Source organism: Kitasatospora sp. NPDC059973, from assembly GCF_042737525.1.
Lineage (GTDB): Bacteria > Actinomycetota > Actinomycetes > Streptomycetales > Streptomycetaceae > Kitasatospora.
On sequence record NZ_JBHWUI010000065.1, the window covers coordinates 1 to 20538 of the forward strand.

Annotated in this window: 11 protein-coding genes; 1 reads left to right on the forward strand and 10 read right to left on the reverse strand. The window is 73.9% G+C overall.

Features of this window, described 5'->3' with window-relative positions; genetic code table 11:
* Positions 1 to 38: 38 nt before the first annotated feature.
* The 3 genes from cimA to ACFWA9_RS19195 all read right to left on the reverse strand — a co-directional run bounded on the left by cimA (position 39) and on the right by ACFWA9_RS19195 (position 4428).
* Entirely contained in the window at positions 39 to 1664 is a 1626-nt protein-coding gene (gene cimA / locus ACFWA9_RS19185; protein ID WP_352295297.1) for a citramalate synthase, read from the reverse strand.
* 366 nt (positions 1665 to 2030) lie between these two features.
* Positions 2031 to 3143, reverse strand: coding sequence for a branched-chain amino acid aminotransferase (locus ACFWA9_RS19190; RefSeq protein WP_352295295.1), 1113 nt, complete (start codon positions 3141 to 3143; stop codon positions 2031 to 2033).
* 247 nt (positions 3144 to 3390) lie between these two features.
* Positions 3391 to 4428, reverse strand: a complete 1038-nt coding sequence (locus ACFWA9_RS19195; protein ID WP_380388410.1) for a 3-isopropylmalate dehydrogenase — start codon at positions 4426 to 4428, stop codon at positions 3391 to 3393.
* A gap of 337 nt (positions 4429 to 4765) precedes the next feature.
* On the opposite strand from ACFWA9_RS19195, the gene ACFWA9_RS19200 reads away from it, so the two are divergent.
* A complete protein-coding gene (locus ACFWA9_RS19200; protein ID WP_380388412.1) occupies positions 4766 to 7258 on the forward strand; it encodes a YfhO family protein in 2493 nt (830 codons plus the stop codon).
* Between the two features lie 64 nt (positions 7259 to 7322).
* Here the strand turns inward: ACFWA9_RS19200 and ACFWA9_RS19205 are convergent, their stop codons facing one another.
* The 7 genes from ACFWA9_RS19205 to ACFWA9_RS19235 all read right to left on the reverse strand — a co-directional run bounded on the left by ACFWA9_RS19205 (position 7323) and on the right by ACFWA9_RS19235 (position 20086).
* Positions 7323 to 10688 (reverse strand): S8 family serine peptidase, encoded by a 3366-nt coding sequence (locus tag ACFWA9_RS19205; RefSeq protein WP_380388414.1) that lies wholly within the window; start codon positions 10686 to 10688, stop codon positions 7323 to 7325.
* 277 nt (positions 10689 to 10965) lie between these two features.
* The gene (locus ACFWA9_RS19210; RefSeq protein ID WP_329489716.1) at positions 10966 to 11124 is read right to left on the reverse strand and encodes a hypothetical protein; all 159 of its coding nucleotides are present in this window, start codon (positions 11122 to 11124) and stop codon (positions 10966 to 10968) included.
* 352 nt (positions 11125 to 11476) lie between these two features.
* Complete coding sequence (gene serA / locus ACFWA9_RS19215) at positions 11477 to 13063, reverse strand: phosphoglycerate dehydrogenase (RefSeq protein ID WP_329492255.1); 1587 nt, start codon at positions 13061 to 13063, stop codon at positions 11477 to 11479.
* A gap of 250 nt (positions 13064 to 13313) precedes the next feature.
* On the reverse strand, positions 13314 to 14312 hold the full coding sequence (gene ilvC, locus ACFWA9_RS19220) for a ketol-acid reductoisomerase (protein ID WP_329489715.1): 999 nt from the start codon (positions 14310 to 14312) through the stop codon (positions 13314 to 13316).
* 101 nt (positions 14313 to 14413) lie between these two features.
* Positions 14414 to 14938: an acetolactate synthase small subunit gene (gene ilvN, locus ACFWA9_RS19225; protein ID WP_329489714.1), complete on the reverse strand. Its 525-nt coding sequence runs from the start codon at positions 14936 to 14938 to the stop codon at positions 14414 to 14416.
* A gap of 35 nt (positions 14939 to 14973) precedes the next feature.
* Positions 14974 to 16827, reverse strand: coding sequence for an acetolactate synthase large subunit (locus ACFWA9_RS19230; protein ID WP_329489713.1), 1854 nt, complete (start codon positions 16825 to 16827; stop codon positions 14974 to 14976).
* A 331-nt stretch (positions 16828 to 17158) separates the two neighbouring features.
* The gene (locus ACFWA9_RS19235; protein ID WP_380388433.1) at positions 17159 to 20086 is read right to left on the reverse strand and encodes a putative bifunctional diguanylate cyclase/phosphodiesterase; all 2928 of its coding nucleotides are present in this window, start codon (positions 20084 to 20086) and stop codon (positions 17159 to 17161) included.
* Positions 20087 to 20538 lie beyond the last annotated feature (452 nt).

Consider the following 20538-nt stretch of genomic DNA (forward strand, 5'->3'; position numbering starts at 1 on the left):
ACGGACCAGGGGGTCCGTGGGCCGCACCGCCCGGGGGCTCACCCGGCGGACGGCTCCAGGCCGGCCCGCAGCAGGCCGTAGGTGTAGGCGTCGTCCAGGGCCAGCCAGGACGCGGCGATCACGTTGTCGGCCACCCCGACGGTGGACCAGCTGGTGGTGCCGTCGGTGGACTCGATCAGTACCCGGGTCTTGGAACCGGTGCCGTGCTGGCCCTCCAGGATGCGGACCTTGTAGTCGACCAGCTCCAGCTTGGCCAGCTGCGGGTAGATCCGCTCCAGCGCGGTGCGCAGCGCCTTGTCCAGCGCGTCGACCGGGCCGTTGCCCTCGCCGGTGGCGATCCGGCGCTCGCCCTTGGCCCAGACCTTGACCGTCGCCTCGTTGCCCGCGAAGCCCTGCGGCCCCTGCTCGCTGATGGTCCGCCAGGACTCCAGGGTGTAGAAGCGCTCGCGGCTGCCGCGCACCTCGTCACGGAGCAGCAGCTCGAAGGAGGCGTCGGCGGACTCGTAGGTGTAGCCGAGGTTCTCCTGCTCCTTGACCCTGACGACCACCCGGCCGGCCAGGTCCCGGTCGCTGGACAGGTCGTAGCCGAGCTCCTTGCCCTTGAGCTCGACCGAGGCGCGGCCGGCCATGTCGGAGACCAGCATCCGCATGGTGTTGCCGACCGTCTCCGGGTCGATGTGCTGGTAGAGGTCCGGGTCGACCTTGATCGCGGAGGCGTGCAGACCCGCCTTGTGCGCGAAGGCGGAGTGGCCGACGTACGGCTGGTGGGTGGAGGGCGTCAGGTTGACCACCTCGGCGACCGCGTGCGAGATCCGGGTCATCTCGGCCAGGCTGCCGGGCGGCAGCACCCGGCGGTCGTACTTGATCTCCAGCGCGCCGACCACCGGGAACAGGTTGGCGTTGCCGACCCGCTCGCCGTAGCCGTTGGCGGTGCACTGGACGTGGGTGGCGCCCGAGTCGACCGCGGCCAGCGTGTTGGCGACGGCGCAGCCGGTGTCGTCCTGGGCGTGGATGCCGATCCGGGCACCGGGCTTGTAGGTCGCGGAGTCGGCGAGGACGTCGGCGACGATGTCGCGGACGCCGGCCGGCAGCATCCCGCCGTTGGTGTCGCAGAGCACCACCACGTCGGCACCGGCCTCGTGCGCGGCGCGGACCACCGCCAGGGCGTAGGCGCGGTTGGCCTTGTAGCCGTCGAAGAAGTGCTCGCAGTCGATGAACACCCGGCGGTCCTGGGAGCGCAGGTAGGCCACGCTGTCCCGGATCATCTCCAGGTTCTCGTCCAGCGTGGTGCGCAGCGCCAGTTCGACGTGCCGGTCGTGGGCCTTGGCGACCAGGGTGATCACCGGGGCGCCGGAGGTCACCAGGGCGGCCAGCTGCGGGTCCTCGGCCGCCTTGCCGCCGGCCCGCCGGGTGGCGCCGAAGGCGACCAGCTGGGCGTGCCGGAGGTCCAGTTCGGCGGCGGCCCGGGCGAAGAACTCGGTGTCCCGCGGATTGGCGCCGGGCCAGCCGCCCTCGATGAACCCGACCCCGAACTCGTCCAGATACCGGGCAATGGTCAGCTTGTCGGCCACCGTGAGGTTGATGCCCTCGCGCTGCGCGCCGTCGCGCAGGGTGGTGTCGAAGACGTGGAAGCTGTCGTCGGTGCGATTGCTGGCCTGGGTCATGGCCCTGGGTCTCCGTTCCGGGAGGTTGGTACTGCTCTGCCGGTTCTGATCCGGCTCCACTGTCCAGCATCCCGCGCGCGCCCGGTGTCGCTCGGCCCCTTGTGGGGGCTCCGGCCGGTCCGGGGGTGTGCCGTTCGGGCCGGGCCCGAAAAGCAAAAGACCCCTCGCGGGTGCGAGAGGTCTGCGCGCGGGTCTGGACGCTGGTGGTCGCTCCGCATCGGGTACTGCGGAGCGGTCACTGCGGACCGGCGCGCCTGCTGCTAATGATCAGCGAAAGCGAGGACACGCTCGCAGTGTGGCACACCCTCCGGAGTCCGGCCCGGCCGTCTCGCGATCCGAAACGGCACGGGCCGGGGCGGCTCCGGATCAGACGATCTTGTGCAGCCAGCCGTGGGTGTCGGGGCGCTGGCCGCCCTGGATGGCCAGCAGCGCCCGGCGCAGCTCCATGGTGGTCGGGCCGGGCTCGCCGGCGCCGACGGTCCAGTCCCCGCCGCGGGACTTGACCGAGCCGACCGGCGTGATGACGGCGGCGGTGCCGCACGCGAAGACCTCGGTGAGGGTGCCGTCGGCGTTGCCCCGCTTCCACTCGTCCGTGGAGATCTTCCGCTCCTCGACGGCGTAGCCGAGGTCGGCGGCGAGCTGGAGCAGCGAGTCGCGGGTGATGCCGGGGAGCAGCGCGCCGGAGAGCTCGGGGGTGACGATCTTCGCGTCCTTGCCCTCGCCGAAGACGAAGTACAGGTTCATCCCGCCCATCTCCTCGATCCACCGGTGCTCGGCGGCGTCGAGCCAGACCACCTGGTCGCAGCCCTTGGCGGCGGCCTCGGCCTGGGCGACCAGCGAGGCGGCGTAGTTGCCGGCGCACTTGGCGGCACCGGTGCCGCCCGGCGCGGCGCGGACGTAGTCCTCGGAGAGCCAGACCGAGACCGGCTTGACGCCACCGGAGAAGTAGGCGCCGGCCGGCGAGGCGATGATCATGAAGAGGTAGGAGTTGGCCGGGCGCACGCCCAGGCCGACCTCGGTGGCGAACATGAAGGGCCGCAGGTAGAGGCTCTGCTCCTGCTCGTTCGGCACCCAGTTCTGCTCCTGCTGGACCAGGTGCTCGACGGCCTCGACGAAGGTCTCGATCGGCAGCTCCGGCATGGCCAGCCGGCGGGCGGAGGCCTGGAAGCGGGCGGCGTTGGCCTCCGGGCGGAAGGTCGCGATCGAGCCGTCGGCCTGGCGGTAGGCCTTCAGGCCCTCGAAGATCGACTGACCGTAGTGCAGCGTCATGTTCGCCGGGTCGATCTCCAGCGGCGCGTACGGCGCCAGCTGGGCGTCGTGCCAGCCCAGGCCCTCGGTCCACCGGATGGTGACCATGTGGTCGGTGAAGATCCTCCCGAAGCCGGGGTTGGCCAGCCGGGCCTCGCGCTCCGCGTCGGACAGCGGGTGCGCGGAGGGCTTGAGGTCGAACGTGATGGGCGCCTGGGTGGGCGTGCTCATGGCTGTGTGTCCTTCACCGTGGGGTTGGTCCGGGCCGCCTCCGTCGGGTGAACGTTTCGGCGAACGAACGCACGACGGCACGGCCCACTGTCGATACTCGCATCCAGAGGGCCGTGCCGAACAGCTGTCGACCCCAGGAGGAGTCGGCGGCCGCGGTTGTGCGCTTGTGCGCCCCGGCCCCTTCGGCCGGAACACCGCTTGTCGGATCCGGCCTCCCGGCCTGATCCCGCGTGTCGGATCCGGCCTGTCAGCCGGATACTCGGGCGGCGAGCGCGTCGCCGACCTGGGAGGTGCTGCGGGCGCCGGTGCGCTCGGTCAGGTCCGCGGCGACCGCGGCCTCGACCGCGGCGGCCTCGGCGGCGAAGCCGAGGTGCTCCAGCAGCATGGCGACCGAGAGCACGGTGGCGGTCGGGTCGGCCTTGCCCTGGCCCGCGATGTCCGGGGCGGAGCCGTGCACGGGCTCGAACATCGACGGGAAGTCGCCGCTCGGGTTGATGTTGCCGCTGGCGGCCAGGCCGATCCCGCCGGTGACGGCGGCGGCCAGGTCGGTCAGGATGTCGCCGAACAGGTTGTCGGTGACGATCACGTCGAACCGCTCGGGCTGGGTGACGAAGAAGATGGTCGCCGCGTCGACGTGCAGGTAGTCGGTGGTGACCTCGGGGAACTCCCGGCCGACCTGCTCGAAGATCCGCGTCCACAGGTGACCGGCGTGCACCAGCACGTTGTTCTTGTGGACGAGGGTCAGCTTCTTGCGCGGCCGCGCCTGGGCCCGGCGGTAGGCGTCGCGGACGACCCGCTCGATGCCGTAGGCGGTGTTCAGGCTGACCTCGGTGGCCACCTCGTGCTCGGTGCCGGTGCGCAGCGAGCCGCCGTTGCCGACGTACGGGCCCTCGGTGCCCTCGCGGACGACCACGAAGTCGATCGCGGGGTCACCGGCCAGCGGCGACGCGACGCCCGGGAAGAGCCGGCCCGGCCGCAGGTTGATGTGGTGGTCGAAGGCGAACCGCAGCTTCAGCAGCAGCCCGCGCTCCAGCACCCCGGACGGGACGCTCGGGTCGCCGATGGCGCCGAGCAGGATCGCGTCGTGGGTCTTCAGCTCCGCCAGCACGCTGTCCGGCAGCGTCTCGCCGGTGCGGTGGTAGCGCCGGGCGCCGAGGTCGTACTCGGTGGTCTCCAGCTTCACGTCGGCGGGCAGCGCCGCGCCAAGGACCTTGAGGCCTTCGGCCACCACTTCCTGGCCGATGCCGTCACCGGGAACTACTGCGAGACGAATGGTGCGAGACATGCTCGGACCCTACTCCGCCGTCCCAGGGGCTGACACTTCGCGTCCACTATCCGGACGCCCGATCAGATGAGGTCGACATCGACCGCGAACGGCCGGTCGAGCTTCAGCTGCTGGTGGTGGATCCCGGTCAGCCGGTAGGACGGCGTCGCCGGATCCAGCACGTACGTGTGGTGATTCCTCCCACCGGTAATCCTGACGGACGCTCTCGGGCCACTCGGCGGGATCCCGCCGGACGTCACTCCCACGAGGGAGCGCGGGAGGCGGAACCCGCGCCCGGGGCGCGTCTATGCTCGCGACGAACTGGTCCGGCATTCCTCGTGGAACGGGGCGAATCACCATGGCCGAGCGACGGCGGGAGGCGTTGGCCTGCGGGGTCGCGGCGGGCCTGGGCATGGCCGGGTACGCGCTCGCCGCCGCCCTGCGCGGGGCCTGGCCGCCCGGGGCCGCGGAGACGGCGGTGCCGTTCCACGCCCAGCTGTGGGACCTCGTCCACGGCGAGACCACCGGGGACCTGCTGTTCACCTGGAACAGCGGGTACGGCGCGCCGTTCCTGGCCGACTTCTTCGCCTACCTGATGAACCCGTTCTCCTGGCCGGCCGCGCTGCTGCCGCGCGACCAGGCCCAGCTCGCGGTCTTCCTGGTGGCGCTGGGCAGCATCGGCCTGGGCACCGGCCTGATGACCCACGCGCTGGGCCGCCTGCACGCCGGCCCGCACTGGCTGCGGGCGGTCGCCGCCCTCGGCTACGGGCTCTGCGCCTGGGTGCCGACCGTGGGCGGGGCGGCCCCGATGTGGCTCTGGGGCCTGGTCTCGCTGCCGCTGCTCGTCCTGGCCGGCGACTGGTGCCTGCACGAGCGCCGCTGGGTGGCCGGCACCCTCTGCGTCGCCCTCGCCTGGGCGGGCAACCTCTACACCGCCGCGATGGCCACCATCACGGCCGGCCTGGTGCTCGCGGTGCGGCTGGCGGCCGTCCGGCGGCCGTTCAAGGCCGTGGTCCGGGTGACCGGTCGGGCGGTCACCACGGCCGGCCTCGGGGTGCTGCTCGCCGCACCGGTGCTGTTCGTCGGCGTCCGGGCCGCCCAGGAGGCGCAGCCCGAGTCCCCCGTCCAGCCGCTCGGCCCCTCCGGGCTCGGCGGGCACCTCGCCCAGTTGCTGCCCGGCACCCAGAGCGGGCGGCCACTGCCGGACGTCTCGATCGGCCTGCTCGGCCTGCTGCTGGTGGCCGGGCTGCCGTTCAACCGGCGGGTGCGGCCCCGGGAGCGGATCGTCTGGTGCGCCCTGCTGGCCCTGGTGGTGCTGAGCTTCGTCTGGACGCCGACCGTGCTGGTCTGGCACGGCCTGGCCATCCCGGCCGGCGGCCCCTACCGGGCGGCCTTCGTGCTCAGCGGGCTGCTGGTGCTGGCCGGCTGGGTCTCGCTGGTGCACCGGCCCGACACCCCGACGCTGCTCGGCGGCGCCGCCGTGGTCGCCCTGGTGGCCGGGATCGCGGCGGCGCACCGCCCGGTGCACGGGTCGACCTGGGCCCTGCTCGCGCTGGGCGGCGCGGTGCTGCTCGCCGCGCTGTGGACCCTGGAGCACCGGCACACCGACCGCCGGGCGGGCGCCGCCGCGACCGCCGTCCTGGGCGCCGCGGTGCTCGGCGGAGCGGTCTGGTCGGCCTACGCCGCGCTGGGCACGCCGGCCGGCGGGACGCCCTCGGGCGCCGCCGTCCGGGCCGCGCACGCGGCGCTGCGGCAGGCCGCCGACTGGCCGCGGGCCCGGAGCGACCCGGGACCGCACGCCTTCACCCCGAACGACCCGCTGCTGCTCGACGGCCAGGGCGGCGGCTACTCCAGCGGGTCCCTGCCCACCGTCACCGCGCTGCTGCTGCACGACCTGGGCGCCGGCTGGTCGGCCGGCGGGCGGCTCACCCGGAGCGTCACGGACCCGGTCGGACGGGCGCTGTTCGCCGTCCGGACCCAGCTCGCCGACGGGCCGCCGCCGAACGGCTTCACGGTCGCCCGGTCCGCCGCTCCCCCGCTGGTCACCGTCCTCCCGGCGGGCTCCGCCCCGGACACCTCCTCGGTCTGGTCGCGCCAGGAGTCGCTGCTCGGCGGCCCGGTCTACGACGTCCCCGGGCTGGTCCCGGCCGGCGGTCCGGAGCCGGCGCAGCACGGCAGCAGCGGCTGGTCCGTCCCCGCCACCCCCGCCGGTTCGGACGGCACCGCGTTCACCGCGGCCTGCACCCCGGGCGCCACCGCGTACTTCCACGGGGTCTGGTTCGACGGCACGGTGAGCGGCCTCGCCGCGAGCTACCGCAGCGACGGCGAGCAGCCGACCACCGCGGTGCCGATCCACGAGCTGGGGACGGTGCCCGCCGACGGCGTGGTGCGGGTGGTGCTGCGCGCGGACACCGTCACCCAGGTCCCGGCCCGGCCGGTCGGCTGTCTGCGGCCCGGCGCGCTGGACGCGGCCGTCGCGCGGCTCACCGCGACCGGCGCCCGCTCGGTCACGGCCGGCGGGCACACCCTGGCCGCCGCCCTCCCGCCCGGCAGCACCGGGACGGCGCTGCTCTCCGTCCCCGCCACCGCGGGCTGGACCTGCGCGACCGGCGGCGGCCGGCCCACCGCGCCCACCTCCGTCCTCGGCATGATCGGTGTCCCGCTCGGCGCCGGCGCGGACCGGATCAGCTGCTCGTTCCGCCCGCCCGGTCTGACCGAGGGACTGCTCCTCGCGCTGGCCGCGGCCGCCGTCACCACCCTGACCGGGGTCTTCGGCCGGCTCCGCCACCGGCCCACCCGCACACCGCGCCGGATCCGCCGGGCCGCCCACCGGGGGCGCGCCGACGGGTAGCGATGCCGGAGGCCGTCACCGCGTGCGGTGACGGCCTCCGGCGGGGCGGGACGGGACGGATCGGTCAGGGGAGGGCGAGGACCTGTCCCCGGTGGCCGTCCCGGTTGAAGTGGTGGAGCAGGAGCAGCCGGGAGGTGTCACCGCCGGCGCGCCGGACATCGAGGACGGTGCCCGGCGGGAGGGCGGCGGCCACCGCGGCGGGGCCGCCGGGGCCGGTCCGGACGTCCACGGCGGGGTGCAGCACGTCGACCGCGAGGGTGGGCCTGGTGCCGCGCAGGCCGACGGCGGAGAACGCCTCGGCCGGGTCGGGCTTCCCCGAGGTGGCGACACCGGTCCAGAGCCCGTAGCGGACGGTGCTGTGCCCGGCGCGCACCCCCGGCAGGGCGGCGAGGCGCACCGGCAGCACCAGGACGTCGCTGTCCAGCAGCGCGGTGTCGGTGTCCCCCCAGCGGGCGTTCAGCGGCTGGACGTCCAGCTCGGCACCGCTGCGGGCGTCCACCGACCGGGCGACCAGGACGTCGCTGCCGGGCTGCCGGTCCGCCTTGACGAAGACGTCGGTGGCGCCGTCCCCGTCGGTGTCCAGCGAGGCCCGGACGGCGAAGACGCCGACCGGGGTGGCGGCGGGCGCCCAGAACTGCGCGGCGAGGTAGAGCATGCCCTGCCCGTCGCCGACGGCGGGCGCGTCGGAGGCCGCGCCGACCGCGCGCAGGTTGGCCGCCCGGTCGCCGGGGCGCTCGACGCAGACGTCCTGCGGGGCCTGCGGTTCGGTGCTCTCCTCCGGGACGATGCCGGCCCCCGGTCCGACCGCGGCGCCGCTGTCGGGCGGGCAGTCGGGCCAGCGGGCGCCCTCGCCGCCCAGCGCGAAGGCGCTGAGCAGTCCGGGCTGCTCGGCCGGCGCCCGGGTGCCGCCGAGCACGACCAGGGCGCCGGTCCCGGTGCCGCGCGCCGGCGCCGCCGCGCTCAGGTCCGAGGCCGGGCGGGGAGCGGCGAGCAGCGGGACCCGCAGCTCGGGCAGCGCGTCGTCCGAGACGGGCGTGAGCAGCAGCCGCCCGGAGAGCTCGCCCCGGTAGCTGCGGGCCCGGCCGCCCTGGCTGGTGTCGATGGTCGGGTCGGGCGCGCGGCCCAGCTGTCCCGGGACGGTCAGCGTGACCCTGACCCGGGCGGTGCCGCCGGCCGGCACCTCGACCCGGTCGGGCGCGATCTCGAAGCGGGCGCCGGGCAGTTCGGTGGCGGCCGCGTAGCCGGTGCGGTACAGCGCCGAGGTGCCGGACAGGTTGCGGACCTCGACCTCGCGGACGAGCCCGAGCGGGCCGCCGACGGCCACCGGGCCGAAGGAGACGCCGACGCTGCCCGGCGCCGCGCCCTCGCCCGCCGCGTAGGCGACCACCGGGGTCCGGACGGCGCGGTCCACCTGGGCCCGGCCGGCGCCGGTGCGCTCGGGGCCGTAGACCGGGCCGGTGTGCCCGTCGCCGGGCCAGGTGTCCCCGGCGGTGTTCATCAGCGCGGCCTTGAGCTGCTCGACCGTCCACTCCGGGTGGGCCGCGCGGACCAGCGCGGCCAGCCCGGCGACGTGCGGGGTGGCCATCGAGGTGCCGTCCTCGCGCTGGCCGCCGACGCCGCTGCCGGCCTTGGCGGACCAGATGGTCTCGCCGGGGGCGGCGAGGTCGGGCTTGACCACGCCGGGGACGCCGATCCCGCGCGAGGTGAAGTCGGTGAGGGTGTCGGCGCGTTGCGGCTGGTCCTGGGAGACGACACCGTGCAGCGGATTGCCGGGGGCGGCCAGCCGGACGGTGACCGGGCCGCTCGCGGCACCCTGGCGCAGCCGTTCGCCGTCGGCCCGGGCGAGCAGCGCGAGCGGGATCCGGTCGTTGCCGGAGACCTCGGCGAGGTGGTCGTCGTCGGCGGCGAGCAGCGCGCCGATCGCGCCCGCGTCGGCGGCGTGGTCCGCGCGCGGCCCGGAGCCGCAGGCCCGCTCGGACGCCCGGGTGCTCCAGGCGAGGACGGCGATCCGCCCGGCGAGCCGCTGCCGGTCGGCCTCGCCGAACGCCGTGCAGCCGTCGGACTGGTCGACGGGCAGGGCGAGTTCACCGCTGACGTCGGCGCTCGACCAGCCCTGGTAGCGGGCGCTCCAGTGGCTCGGGACGACCCCGGCGAGCGGCTCGGGGGCCAGTACCGTCAGGCCGTCGGCGTCGCTGTGCGGGTCGACCGAGGCGGCGACGGCGACGGCCCGGGCGGCGGTGCCGGGGCTGCCGCCGATGCCGTAGACGTCGCCCTCGTTCCCGGCCGCCGCGACCACCACGGTGCCGAGTTCGGAGAGGTGGTCGACGGCGATCGCGTCGGCGTCGTCGGTGGCGCCGAAGCGGCTGCCGAGGGAGAGGTTGACGACGTCGAGCCGGTCGCCGAGGTCGCCGTCGCCGTTCGGGTCGGCGGCCACGTCGAGGGCCTGGGCGAGCTGGTCGGTGGCGCCGTCGCAGCCGAACACCCGGATCGCGTACAGCTGCGCGCCGGGCGCGGCGCCCGGGCCGACCGCGAAGCCGGCCGGGTCGAGGCCGGGCCGGTAGGGGCCGGGGTAGGGGCGGCCGTCGGTGGTGACGCCGAGGCCGGCGGCGGTACCGGCGACGTGCGTGCCGTGGCCGTTGAGCGCGCAGTCGATCGGGTTGTCGTCCGGGTGCGGGTCGGGCTGGTGGTGCGGGGAGGCCGGGTCCGGGTTGTAGTCGTCGCCGACCAGGTCGCGGCCGCCGACCACCTTGGCGTTCGGGAAGAGGCCGGCGGGTGCGGGCTTGGCGCCGTCCACGGCCTTGAACGCGTCCTCGGTGCCGGGGCCGCCGAAGTCCGCGTGGGTGTAGTCGATGCCGCTGTCGATGATGCCGATCCGCACCCCCTGACCGGTGTTGCCGGCCCCGGCGTCACCGGATCCGGCGTCCCAGACCCACGGCGCACCGGTCAGCGGCACGGAGTGCGCGTTGTCCCGCTGCTTGCGCACGATGGGGTGGACGGCCCGGACGCCCGGCAGCGCGCGCAGGGCGGGCAGCCGCGAGGCCGGCACGGTGACGGCGAGTCCGGTGAGCAGGGTTCGGGTGCGGTACAGCTCGCGGACGGTGGGAGCCGTGCCGCGGACGGCCCGGGCCAGCCGGTCGAGCGCTTCGGACGCCCGGGTCACCTGCTCGGCTCCGGCCCGCGCGGCCTCCTGGCGGACGGCCTCCGGGGAGCGCCGGGCCCGCCGGGCCTCGGCGGCCGCCTGCCGCCAGGCCGGACCTGCGGCCTCGGTGCCGAGCTCCAGCAGGACGGAGGCCGGGCGGCCGGCGCCGGGGGGCTCGGCCGTCGGTGGACTGCCGGCCGCCGGGGCGGCGGTGAGCAGGAACGGCCCCGCCAGCAGGGCCAGGGTGAGGCCGATCCGGGCGATCGGACGACGGACGGGTGGCTGACGCACTGGGCCCTCTCCCCCGGCAAGGGGAACTGATCCGCACGCCGTGCCGCTGACGCCCGCCCGCGCGGACGCCGATCACCCTTCCGGGGCCCCAAATTAGGATGATCGCGCCGGACAGCGCGAGCAACATCCCTCCAACGGGTGCCACGTGCACTCTCGGGAGTGACTCACCGTCAGGCCGTGCGGGCTATTCGGCAGATGAACGCCGGTTCCGGAGGGCGAGGCCCGCCCGGCCCAGCGGCGAGCGGCCCTGGGCCCAGGACGCCGGGAGGCGGCCCGCTCAGAGGTGGCCGGTCACGCCACCGTTGTCACGGCGGTCCAGCGCGCGCTGCAGCGCGGCGGCGGCGAACGGGGGCCGCTCGGTCGCGCGGCGGCGGCGCGGCGCACGGGCGGTGGTGGCGGGGGCGGGGGTGGCGTGGCGGTCTGCGGTGGGAGGCATACCGGGCTCCTTGGATCGAATGCGCCGGGCAGTGGCGCAGAGGGTGGGGAGAGGGGGGTGCCGGCGAAGCGCGTCGCCAGGGGGGCTCACGGCGGAGCGGGAGCACGCCGGGCGGGGATCGCCTGCCCACGGCGTACGGGCGCACACGGGCCGCACACCCTGGCTGCAGGGGCGGCGCACCGTATGGCTCTTCCACGGTACGACCCGGGCCCTGGCCTGTCTGCACGAATACTTGGATTTCCTAGTATCTGAGACGGGACTCACCCGGAACGCCGGTCCGGCCCCGGACGCGACAGGGCCCGGACCACCGCGCGGCGGTGGTCCGGGCCCTGTCGAACGGCTCTGCCGGGGCTCAGGCGCCCAGGTCGACCGAGCGGGCGAAGCGGGCGCCGATCTCGGCCGCGATCGCCGACAGCACCTCCTGCGGGATCTGGGAGTCCACGGTGATCGAGGCGAGCGCGCCGCTGCCGTCGCGGGCCACCTGCATGCCGGCGATGTTGATGCCGGCGTCGCCGAGGTGGCGGCCGAGCACGCCGACCACGCCCGGGCGGTCCTCGTACTTGAAGAACGCCATGTGGTCGGTGAGCGCCACGTCCACGTCGAAGGCGTCCACGCCGACGATCTTCTGGGTCTGCTTCGGACCGGCCAGGGTGCCGGAGATGGCGATCTCGCCGCCGTCCGCCAGGGTGCCGCGGACGGTGATCACGTTGCGGTGCTCGGGGCTCTCGCTGGAGGTGGTCAGGCGCACCTCGACACCGCGCTCCTGGGCGAACAGCGGGGCGTTGACGTAGGACACCGTCTCCGCCACGACGTCCTCGAACACACCCTTGAGGGCGGACAGTTCGAGCACCTTCACATCGTGCTGGGTGATCTCGCCGCGGACCTCGACGTCCAGGCGGACGGCCACCTCGCCGGCCAGCGCGGTGAAGATCCGGCCGAGCCGCTCGGCCAGCGGCAGGCCCGGGCGGACGTCCTCGGCGATCACGCCGCCCTGGACGTTGACGGCGTCCGGGACGAGCTCGCCGGCCAGCGCCAGGCGGACGGACTTGGCGACCGCGATGCCGGCCTTCTCCTGGGCCTCGTCGGTGGAGGCGCCCAGGTGCGGGGTGGCCACCACGTTGTCGAAGCCGAACAGCGGGGAGTCGGTGCACGGCTCCTTGGCGTAGACGTCCAGACCGGCGCCGGCCACCCGGCCGTCGCGCAGGGCGCTCGCCAGCGCGGCCTCGTCCACGATGCCGCCGCGGGCGGCGTTGACGATGCGCACGCTGGGCTTGACCTTGTGCAGCGCCTCGTCGCCGATCAGACCGATGGTCTCCGGCGTCTTCGGGAGGTGGACGGTGATGAAGTCCGAGATCTCCAGCAGCTCTTCCAGCGAGACCAGCTTGACGCCCATCTGCGCGGCGCGGGCGGCCTGGATGTAGGGGTCGTACGCGACGATCTGCATGCCGAACGCGGACATCCGCTGCGCGACCAGCACGCCGATCCGGCCGAGGCCGACGACGCCGAGGACCTTCTCGCTCAGCTCGACGCCGGTGTACTTGTTGCGCTTCCACTCGCCCTGCTTCAGGGCGGCGTTGGCCGGCGCGATGTTGCGGGCGACCGAGATCAGCAGGCCGCAGGCGAGTTCGGCGGCGGTGACGATGTTGGAGGTCGGCGCGTTGACGACCATCACGCCGGCCTTGGTGGCCGCGGCGACGTCCACGTTGTCGAGGCCGACGCCGGCGCGGGCGACCACCTTGAGCTTGCGGGCGGCGGCCAGCGCCTCGGCGTCCACCTTGGTGGCGGAGCGGATCAGGATGGCGTCCACGTCCGCGATCGCGGTCAGCAGCTCGGTGCGGTCCGCACCGTTGCAGTGGCGGATCTCGAAGTCCGGCCCGAGGGCGTCGACGGTGGCGGGGGACAGCTCTTCGGCGATCAGTACAACGGCGGTCTTGGTCACAGTGCTCACGACAGTGGTCCTTAACTGTCCGGTTCCCCCCGGCACGTAGGTGGCGTGGAAGGCGGGGGGAAGGTGGCATGCCGCGTAGGTAGACGCACGACGCTGTGGGCCTGACGCGCACTCGGAAGTGTATCGACGGGCTGGGTACCAGGCTGCTCCCGTCCGGCGAAATCACCCGGACGGGAGCAGCCTAGTTGTACAAGGACCCTACGGAATCGGACAGGTCCCGAAGGGGGCGGAGCCTTAAGGCTCAGGCCTCTTCCTTGACCCAGCTCATCAGCTTGCGGAGCTTCTTGCCGGTGGTCTCCAGCAGGTGGTCCTCGTCGGCCTTCTTGTACTCGTTGTACTTGGGCAGACCGGCCTTGTACTCGGCGATCCAGGTGTTGGCGAAGGTGCCGTCCTGGATCTCGGCGAGGACCTTCTTCATCTCGGCCTTGGTGGCGTCGGTGATGATGCGGGGGCCGGTGACGTAGTCGCCCCACTCGGCGGTCTCGGAGACCGACCAGCGCATCTTCTCCAGGCCGCCCTCGTACATCAGGTCGACGATGAGCTTCAGCTCGTGCAGGCACTCGAAGTAGGCGATCTCCGGCTGGTAGCCGGCCTCGACCAGGGTCTCGAACCCGGCCTTCACCAGGGCGGCGGTGCCACCGCAGAGGACGGCCTGCTCACCGAACAGGTCGGTCTCGGTCTCCTCGGTGAAGGTCGTCTTGATGACGCCGGCCTTGGTGGCGCCGATGCCCTTGGCGTAGGACAGCGCCAGCTCCAGGGCCTTGCCGGAGGCGTCCTGCTCGACGGCGACGATCGCGGGGACGCCGCGACCCTCCTCGTACTGGCGGCGGACCAGGTGGCCCGGACCCTTCGGGGCGACCATGCAGACGTCGACGTCGGCCGGCGGCTTGATGAAGCCGAAGCGGATGTTCAGGCCGTGGCCGAAGAACAGGGCGTCGCCCGCCTTCAGGTGCGGCGCGATGGACTCCTCGTAGACGTCGGACTGGATCGGGTCCGGCACCAGGATCATGATGACGTCGGCCTCGGCGGCGGCCTCGGCCGGGGTGACGACGCGCAGGCCGGCCTCCTCCGCCTTGGCGCGGGACTTCGAGTCGGCCTTCAGACCGACCCGGACGTCGGCACCCGAGTCGCGCAGGGACAGCGCGTGGGCGTGGCCCTGGCTGCCGTAGCCGATGACCGCGACCTTGCGGCCCTGGATGATGGACAGGTCGGCGTCGTCTTCGTAGAACAGCTCGGCCACGGGGGCACATCTCCTTGCGTGATGGTCTTGCCGGGTACGTTCCCACGGTACGTGGACCCGGCAGGGTGCGGGACGGTGCTTCAGGGGGTGAGACGACCGCGCTACGCGCTGCGGTCGAGGGCGCGCAGCGAGCGGTCGGTGATCGACCGGGCGCCGCGGCCGATGGCCACCAGGCCGGACTGGACGAGCTCCTTGACGCCGTACGGCTCCAGCATCCGGAGCATGGCCTCCAGCTTGTCCGAACTACCGGTGGCCTCGATGGTCACCGCGTCGGGGGACACGTCGACCGTCTTGGCGCGGAAGAGCTGGACGATCTCGACGATCTGCGACCGCGTCTCGTTGTCGGCGCGGACCTTCACCAGGACCAGTTCCCGCTGGATCGCAGCGGACTGGTCGAGTTCGACGATCTTTATCACGTTCACGAGCTTGTTGAGCTGCTTGGTGACCTGTTCCAGCGGGAGGTCCTCGACGTTGACCACGATCGTCATCCGGGAGATGTCCGGGTGCTCCGTCGGGCCGACGGCGAGGGAGTCGATGTTGAAGCCCCGACGGGAGAACAGCGAGGCGATGCGGGCGAGCACGCCGGGCTTGTTCTCGACCAGGACGGAGAGGGTGTGCTTGGACATGGGGTCTCTGTTCCCTTGGCGTTCCGGAGCGGGCGTCAGTCGAGGTCGTCGCCGAAGTCGGGCCGGACGCCCTTGGCGAACTGGATCTCGTCGTTGCTGGTGCCGGCCGCGACCATCGGCCAGACCATGGCGTCCTGGTGGACGATGAAGTCGATGACGACCGGGCGGTCGTTGATCTCCATCGCCTGCTTGATCACCGCGTCCAGGTCCTCCGGGCGCTCGCAGCGCAGGCCGACGCAGCCCATCGCCTCGGAGAGCAGCACGAAGTCGGGGATCCGGGTGCCCTGGGCCGGCGGCTCGATGCCGTCGTGGTCCGGGCCGGCGTGCAGCACGGTGTTGGAGTAGCGCTGGTTGTAGAAGAGGGTCTGCCACTGGCGGACCATGCCCAGCGAACCGTTGTTGATGACCGCGACCTTGATCGGGATGTCGTTCAGGGCGCAGGTGACGAGTTCCTGATTGGTCATCTGGAAGCAGCCGTCGCCGTCGATCGCCCAGACCGCCGTCTCGGGGCGGCCCGCCTTGGCCCCCATCGCGGCCGGCACCGCGTAGCCCATGGTGCCCGCGCCGCCCGAGTTCAGCCAGGTGGCCGGCTTCTCGAACTGGATGAACTGCGAGCTCCACATCTGGTGCTGGCCGACGCCCGCGGCGTAGATCGCCTCCGGGCCGACCAGCCGGCCGATCCGCTCGATGACCTGCTGCGGGGAGAGCTGACCGGCCGGGGCCGGCTCGTAGCCCAGCGGGTAGGTCTTCTTCCACTCGTTGAGCTTGACCCACCAGTCCGCGTAGTCGCTGCGGTGGCCGGCGTCGAACTCGGCCTGGACGGCGACGATCAGGTCGGCCAGCACCTCGCGGGCGTCGCCGACGATCGGCACGTCGGCCGGGCGGTTCTTGCCGATCTCGGCCGGGTCGATGTCGGCGTGGACGACCTTGGCGTAGGGCGCGAAGCTGTCCAGCTTGCCGGTGACGCGGTCGTCGAAGCGGGCGCCCAGGGTGAAGAGCAGGTCCGACTTCTGCAGCGCGGTGACGGCCGGGACGGTGCCGTGCATGCCGGGCATGCCCAGGTGCTGCGGGTGGCTGTCGGGGAAGGCGCCGAGCGCCATCAGCGTGGTGACCACGGGGGCGCCGGTCAGCTCGGCGAGGATCCGCAGTTCGGCCGTGGCGTGCGCCTTGAGCACCCCGCCGCCGACGTACAGCACCGGGCGCCGGGCGCTCACCAGCATCTTCGCGGCCTCGCGGATCTGCTTGGCGTGCGGCTTGGTGACCGGGCGGTAGCCGGGCAGCGAGGTCTCGGCCGGCCAGCGGAAGGTGGTGGTGGCCTGCAGCGCGTCCTTGGCGATGTCGACCAGCACCGGGCCGGGTCGGCCGGTGGCGGCGATGTGGAACGCCTCGGAGATCACCCGAGGGATCTCGGCGGGGTCGGTCACCAGGAAGTTGTGCTTGGTGATCGGCATCGTGATGCCGCAGATGTCCGCCTCCTGGAAGGCGTCGGTGCCGATCGCCTTGGAGGCGACCTGCCCGGTGATCGCCACCATCGGGACGGAGTCCATGTACGCGTCGGCGATCGGGGTCACCAGGTTGGTCGCGCCCGGCCCCGAGGTGGCCATGCAGACCCCGACCTTGCCGGTGGCCTGGGCGTAACCGGTGGCGGCGTGGCCGGCGCCCTGCTCGTGGCGGACCAGGATGTGGCGCACCTTGGTCGAGTCCATCAGCGGGTCGTACGCGGGAAGGATGGCCCCGCCCGGGATGCCGAAGACGGTGTCCGCGCCCACGGCCTCCAGCGAGCGGATGAGCGACTGGGCTCCGGTCATGGTCTCGACGACGTGCTGGGGAGCGGGAGCGTGGGCGGCCGGGGTGTCCCCGCGGCGGGGGGATGCGGCGTGCTCAGTCATCTGCCTGTCTCTTCTCGGGTTTCGCCGGCCCGGGTGGTTGCGGGCCCCAAGTGGCTGAGGGTGGGGTCCCGCGTGTCGGGCCGATCGCCGGCTCTGCCCCAATCGTCCCTCCTCGCCCTCCGGAATCGGGGGGAATCGGGCGGCCGGGGCCAGTGGTCTTGCGGAGTGGAACAGCGTCAGTGCAACAAAAAACCCCTCGTGCCAAGGGCATGCGAGGGGTGGCGCGTCGGTCTGTCACGAGCGGGGCATCGCCCGCTCAGCCGACGCGCCCGCCAAGTACGAGAATTCGGGTGCGCATGGCAACGACCTTCCTCCCGTGCGGGGTCGACTGTCAAGCAGGTGGGACGACAGTCTCGCCATGCGGACCGTGCCCCGGGCCCGCGGCGGCCCGGTGTTCGGGCAGGTCGGAGGGGCTGTGAGGGGGCCCGGACCGCCCCGCGCCGGGCTCGCCGCGGCCACCCGTCCGGGTGTCCGCGGCCAGGTACGCGCGCCGCGCCGAGAGCGAGCCGAGCGGGCGCGGCAGCGGGTAGGAACGGCGCACCAGCGCCCGCCGCAGGCGGGTCTCGTCCAGTGGCGGGGCGAAGGCCGACCCCTGGCCCTGCCGGCAGCCCAGCTCCTGGAGGACGGCCACCTGGCGCGGCAGGTCCACCCCCTCGGCCGCGGTGACCAGGCCGAGGTCCCGGCCGAGCCGCAGCGCGTGCCCGGCCAGCGTCCGGCCGAGCGGCGAGTCACCGAGGTCCTGGACCAGCGTGCGGTCCAGTTTGAGGCTGTCGAAGGGCAGCCGGGCGAGCGCCCCCAGCGAGCCGTTGCCCGCCCCGAAGCCGGCCAGCGCGGTCGAGACGCCGAGCCGGCGCAGCGCGGCCAGCCGGCGGCCGAGTTCGTCGGCCAGCGCGTCCGGGCCCATCCGGGCCACCTCGACGACCAGGTGGCCGGCCGGCAGCCCGGTGTCGCGCAGCGCCGCGACCACCGCCTCGTACATGCCGGGCGAGCAGAGGCGCTGCGCCGAGAGCCGGACCGACACCGGCACCGGGGCCGCGGCCGAGCGGGTTCTCGCCGGCAGCCCGCGGCGCAGCGCGGCGGCCGTCACCGCCTCGTGGATCAGCCAGCGGGAGAACCGGGTGGCCGCGTCGCCGTGCTCGGCGGAGCGCAGGAACTCGGCGGGGGTGAGCAGCAGGCCCTGCGCGGAGCGCCAGCGGGCCTGGGCCTCGACACCGGTGACGGCGCCGGTCCCGAGGTCCACCACCGGCTGGTGGAGCAGTGTGAAGCCGCCCTCGCGGACGGCCACCCGCAGCCGCTCCTCCAGCTCGGTGCGGCGCTCCAGGTCGGCCCGCATCGCCGGGGTGTAGAGCACCACCCGGCCCTTGCCCTCGGACTTGGCCCGGTACATCGCGAGGTCGGCGTTGCGCATCAGCTCGTCGGTGGCGGCCCGGGGATCGGCGGCCGGGCCGCGCTCGGGGGTGCCGAAGGAGATGCCGATGCTGGCCGCGACGCTGAGTTCGGCGCCGCCGATCCAGTACGGCTCGGAGAGGGCGATCCGCAGCCGCTCGGCGAGCTCCTGGACCTGCAGCCGGCCGAGCGGGCCACAGACCAGCGCCGCGAACTCGTCCCCGCCGAACCGGGCGACGGTGTCGCCGCTGCGCACCGCGCCCTGCAGCCGGCGGGCGGCCTGCACCAGCAGCTCGTCGCCGACCTGGTGGCCGGCGCTGTCGTTGACCGCCTTGAAGCCGTCCAGGTCGAGGAAGAGCACGGCGATCCCGGCGCCCGCGCCGCCCTGCTGGCCGCGGGTGGCGAGGGCGGCGCGCAGCCGTTGGGCGAACAGCGCCCGGTTGGGCAGGTCGGTGAGCGGGTCGTGGAAGGCGTTGTGCTGCAACTGGGCCTGCAGTATGACGCGTTCGGTGACGTCCCGGCTGTTCAGGATCAGGCCGTCGCGGTACCGGTTGACGGTGGACTCGACGTGCAGCCACTCGCCGGCGCCGGAGCTGATCCGGCACTCCACCCGGGCCGCGGACGGCTCGGCGGCGGCGGGCGAGCGGAGCGCGGCGAGCCGGCCCCGGGCCAGGAAGCGGCGGACCTCCGCGAGCACCCGGTCCACGTCCTCGGGGTGGACGAGGTCCAGCAGGTTGCCGCCGACCAGCTCCTCCGGATCCCGCCCGTAGACGCCGAGCGCGGCCGGGGACACGTAGGAGAGCACGCCGTTGGCGCCGGCGATCATGATGACGTCGCTGGAGCCCTGCACCAGGGAGCGGAAGTGCGCCTCCTTGTGGGCCAGCTCCTGCGCCAGCGAGAGGTTGTCCAGCAGCATCACGCCCTGGCGCAGGATCAGCGCCAGGCCGACGGTGCAGGCGGCCGCGGCCACCACCCGGTCCAGGGGCCGCCCGCCGAGGGCGTTGTAGAGGATCCCGGCGGTGCAGACGGCGGCCGCCGCGTACGGGGTGAGCGCGCTGAAGGTGGTGGCCACCCGGCGGCGCGGCAGGCCGCCGACCGAGGGGTGCTCGCGCAGCGGACGGCGCCAGCGCGGCGACCACGGGGCCCAGGCCAGCAGCAGGCTGCCGGCGAACCAGCCGGCGTCCAGCAGCTCCCCCGAGTGGTAGTTGCTCTTCAGCTCCGGCGAGGTGAAGAGGGCGTCGCAGAGCACCGTCACGGCGAGCGCGATCATCGCGGTGTGCACCGCGGCCCGGTTGCCGTCGCGGCCGCCGAAGCGCAGCCCGACCACCAGGCTGACCAGCAGGATGTCCAGCACCGGGTAGGCCAGGTTGGTCGCCAGCGCCACCACGGAGCCGTCCGCGCCGGCGGCGATCCGGCCGAGCGCCAGGCTCCAGCTCAGGGTGAACAGCGAGCCGGCCACCAGCCAGCCGTCCAGCAGCAGGCAGAGCCAGCCGGCGGCGCTGCGCGGGCGCTGGGAGAGCACCAGCACGCCGGTGATGGCGAGCGGGGCGAACAGCAGGAAGGCGAGCTCGGCGAGCGAGTCCTGCGGCTGCTTGCCGGGTTCGACCAGCTCGTACCAGCCCCAGGTGGCGTTGCCGAACGCGACCATGAGCGAGGAGAGGCCGAACAGCAGCCAGGCCGAGCGGGCCGGGCCGCCGACCGTACAGGCGTACGTCAGACAGGACAGCGCGGCCGCGAGCGCGGCCGCCGCCAGGCCGAAGTCCCCCATGAAGACGGAGAGTTGGCGTGACCCCCAGCCGAGGGACGCGCCCAGGGCGTACGCCAGGCAGAGGGCGCCGAGCACGGTGCCGGGCAGGGATCGGCTGTACAGCAGTCGGCGGACCGGGCCGCGCCGGACGGCTGCGGACAGGTCGGCGTCCGGTACGCCCGACCGTCCGGCTCCGGGCAGCACCGCATCGGTGGAGCTCACTCGGCCTCTCCCCCTCCGGCCCGGAGCCTGGCGCCCCGGCCACGGGCCACCGGCCGCGCACCTGATGGCCGTACGCGGTGACCAGGCGCCCCGTCAGGGCGATGGCCCAGGGGGTGGGCGGCCTGCCGGCCGACGCACCGCACCGATGTTCCCACTCGGGACCCTACACCACTTCGGTCACTCAATGACACGCACACTCAACTTAGAGTAATGGTGAAGGGGTGGTGAAATGCACCCGATTCCGCCGGATCGGGCCGGTTGGCGGGGGCGTGCGGGCGGGGGCTCACGCGGCGCGCACGGGAGCACGCGGCGGGGTCCGGTGACCACCGGCCGGTCCGGGCAGGTCCGGCCGGTGG

Bases quoted from the DNA above. Each gene is read 5' to 3' on its own strand.
- ilvN (WP_329489714.1), bottom strand. From the start codon at position 14,938: ATGTCCAAGCACACCCTCTCCGTCCTGGTCGAGAACAAGCCCGGCGTG.
- ACFWA9_RS19200 (WP_380388412.1), top strand. From the start codon at position 4,766: ATGGCCGAGCGACGGCGGGAGGCGTTGGCCTGCGGGGTCGCGGCGGGC.
- cimA (WP_352295297.1), bottom strand. From the start codon at position 1,664: ATGACCCAGGCCAGCAATCGCACCGACGACAGCTTCCACGTCTTCGAC.
- ACFWA9_RS19210 (WP_329489716.1), bottom strand. From the start codon at position 11,124: ATGCCTCCCACCGCAGACCGCCACGCCACCCCCGCCCCCGCCACCACC.
- ACFWA9_RS19190 (WP_352295295.1), bottom strand. From the start codon at position 3,143: ATGAGCACGCCCACCCAGGCGCCCATCACGTTCGACCTCAAGCCCTCC.
- ACFWA9_RS19195 (WP_380388410.1), bottom strand. From the start codon at position 4,428: ATGTCTCGCACCATTCGTCTCGCAGTAGTTCCCGGTGACGGCATCGGC.
- ACFWA9_RS19230 (WP_329489713.1), bottom strand. From the start codon at position 16,827: ATGACTGAGCACGCCGCATCCCCCCGCCGCGGGGACACCCCGGCCGCC.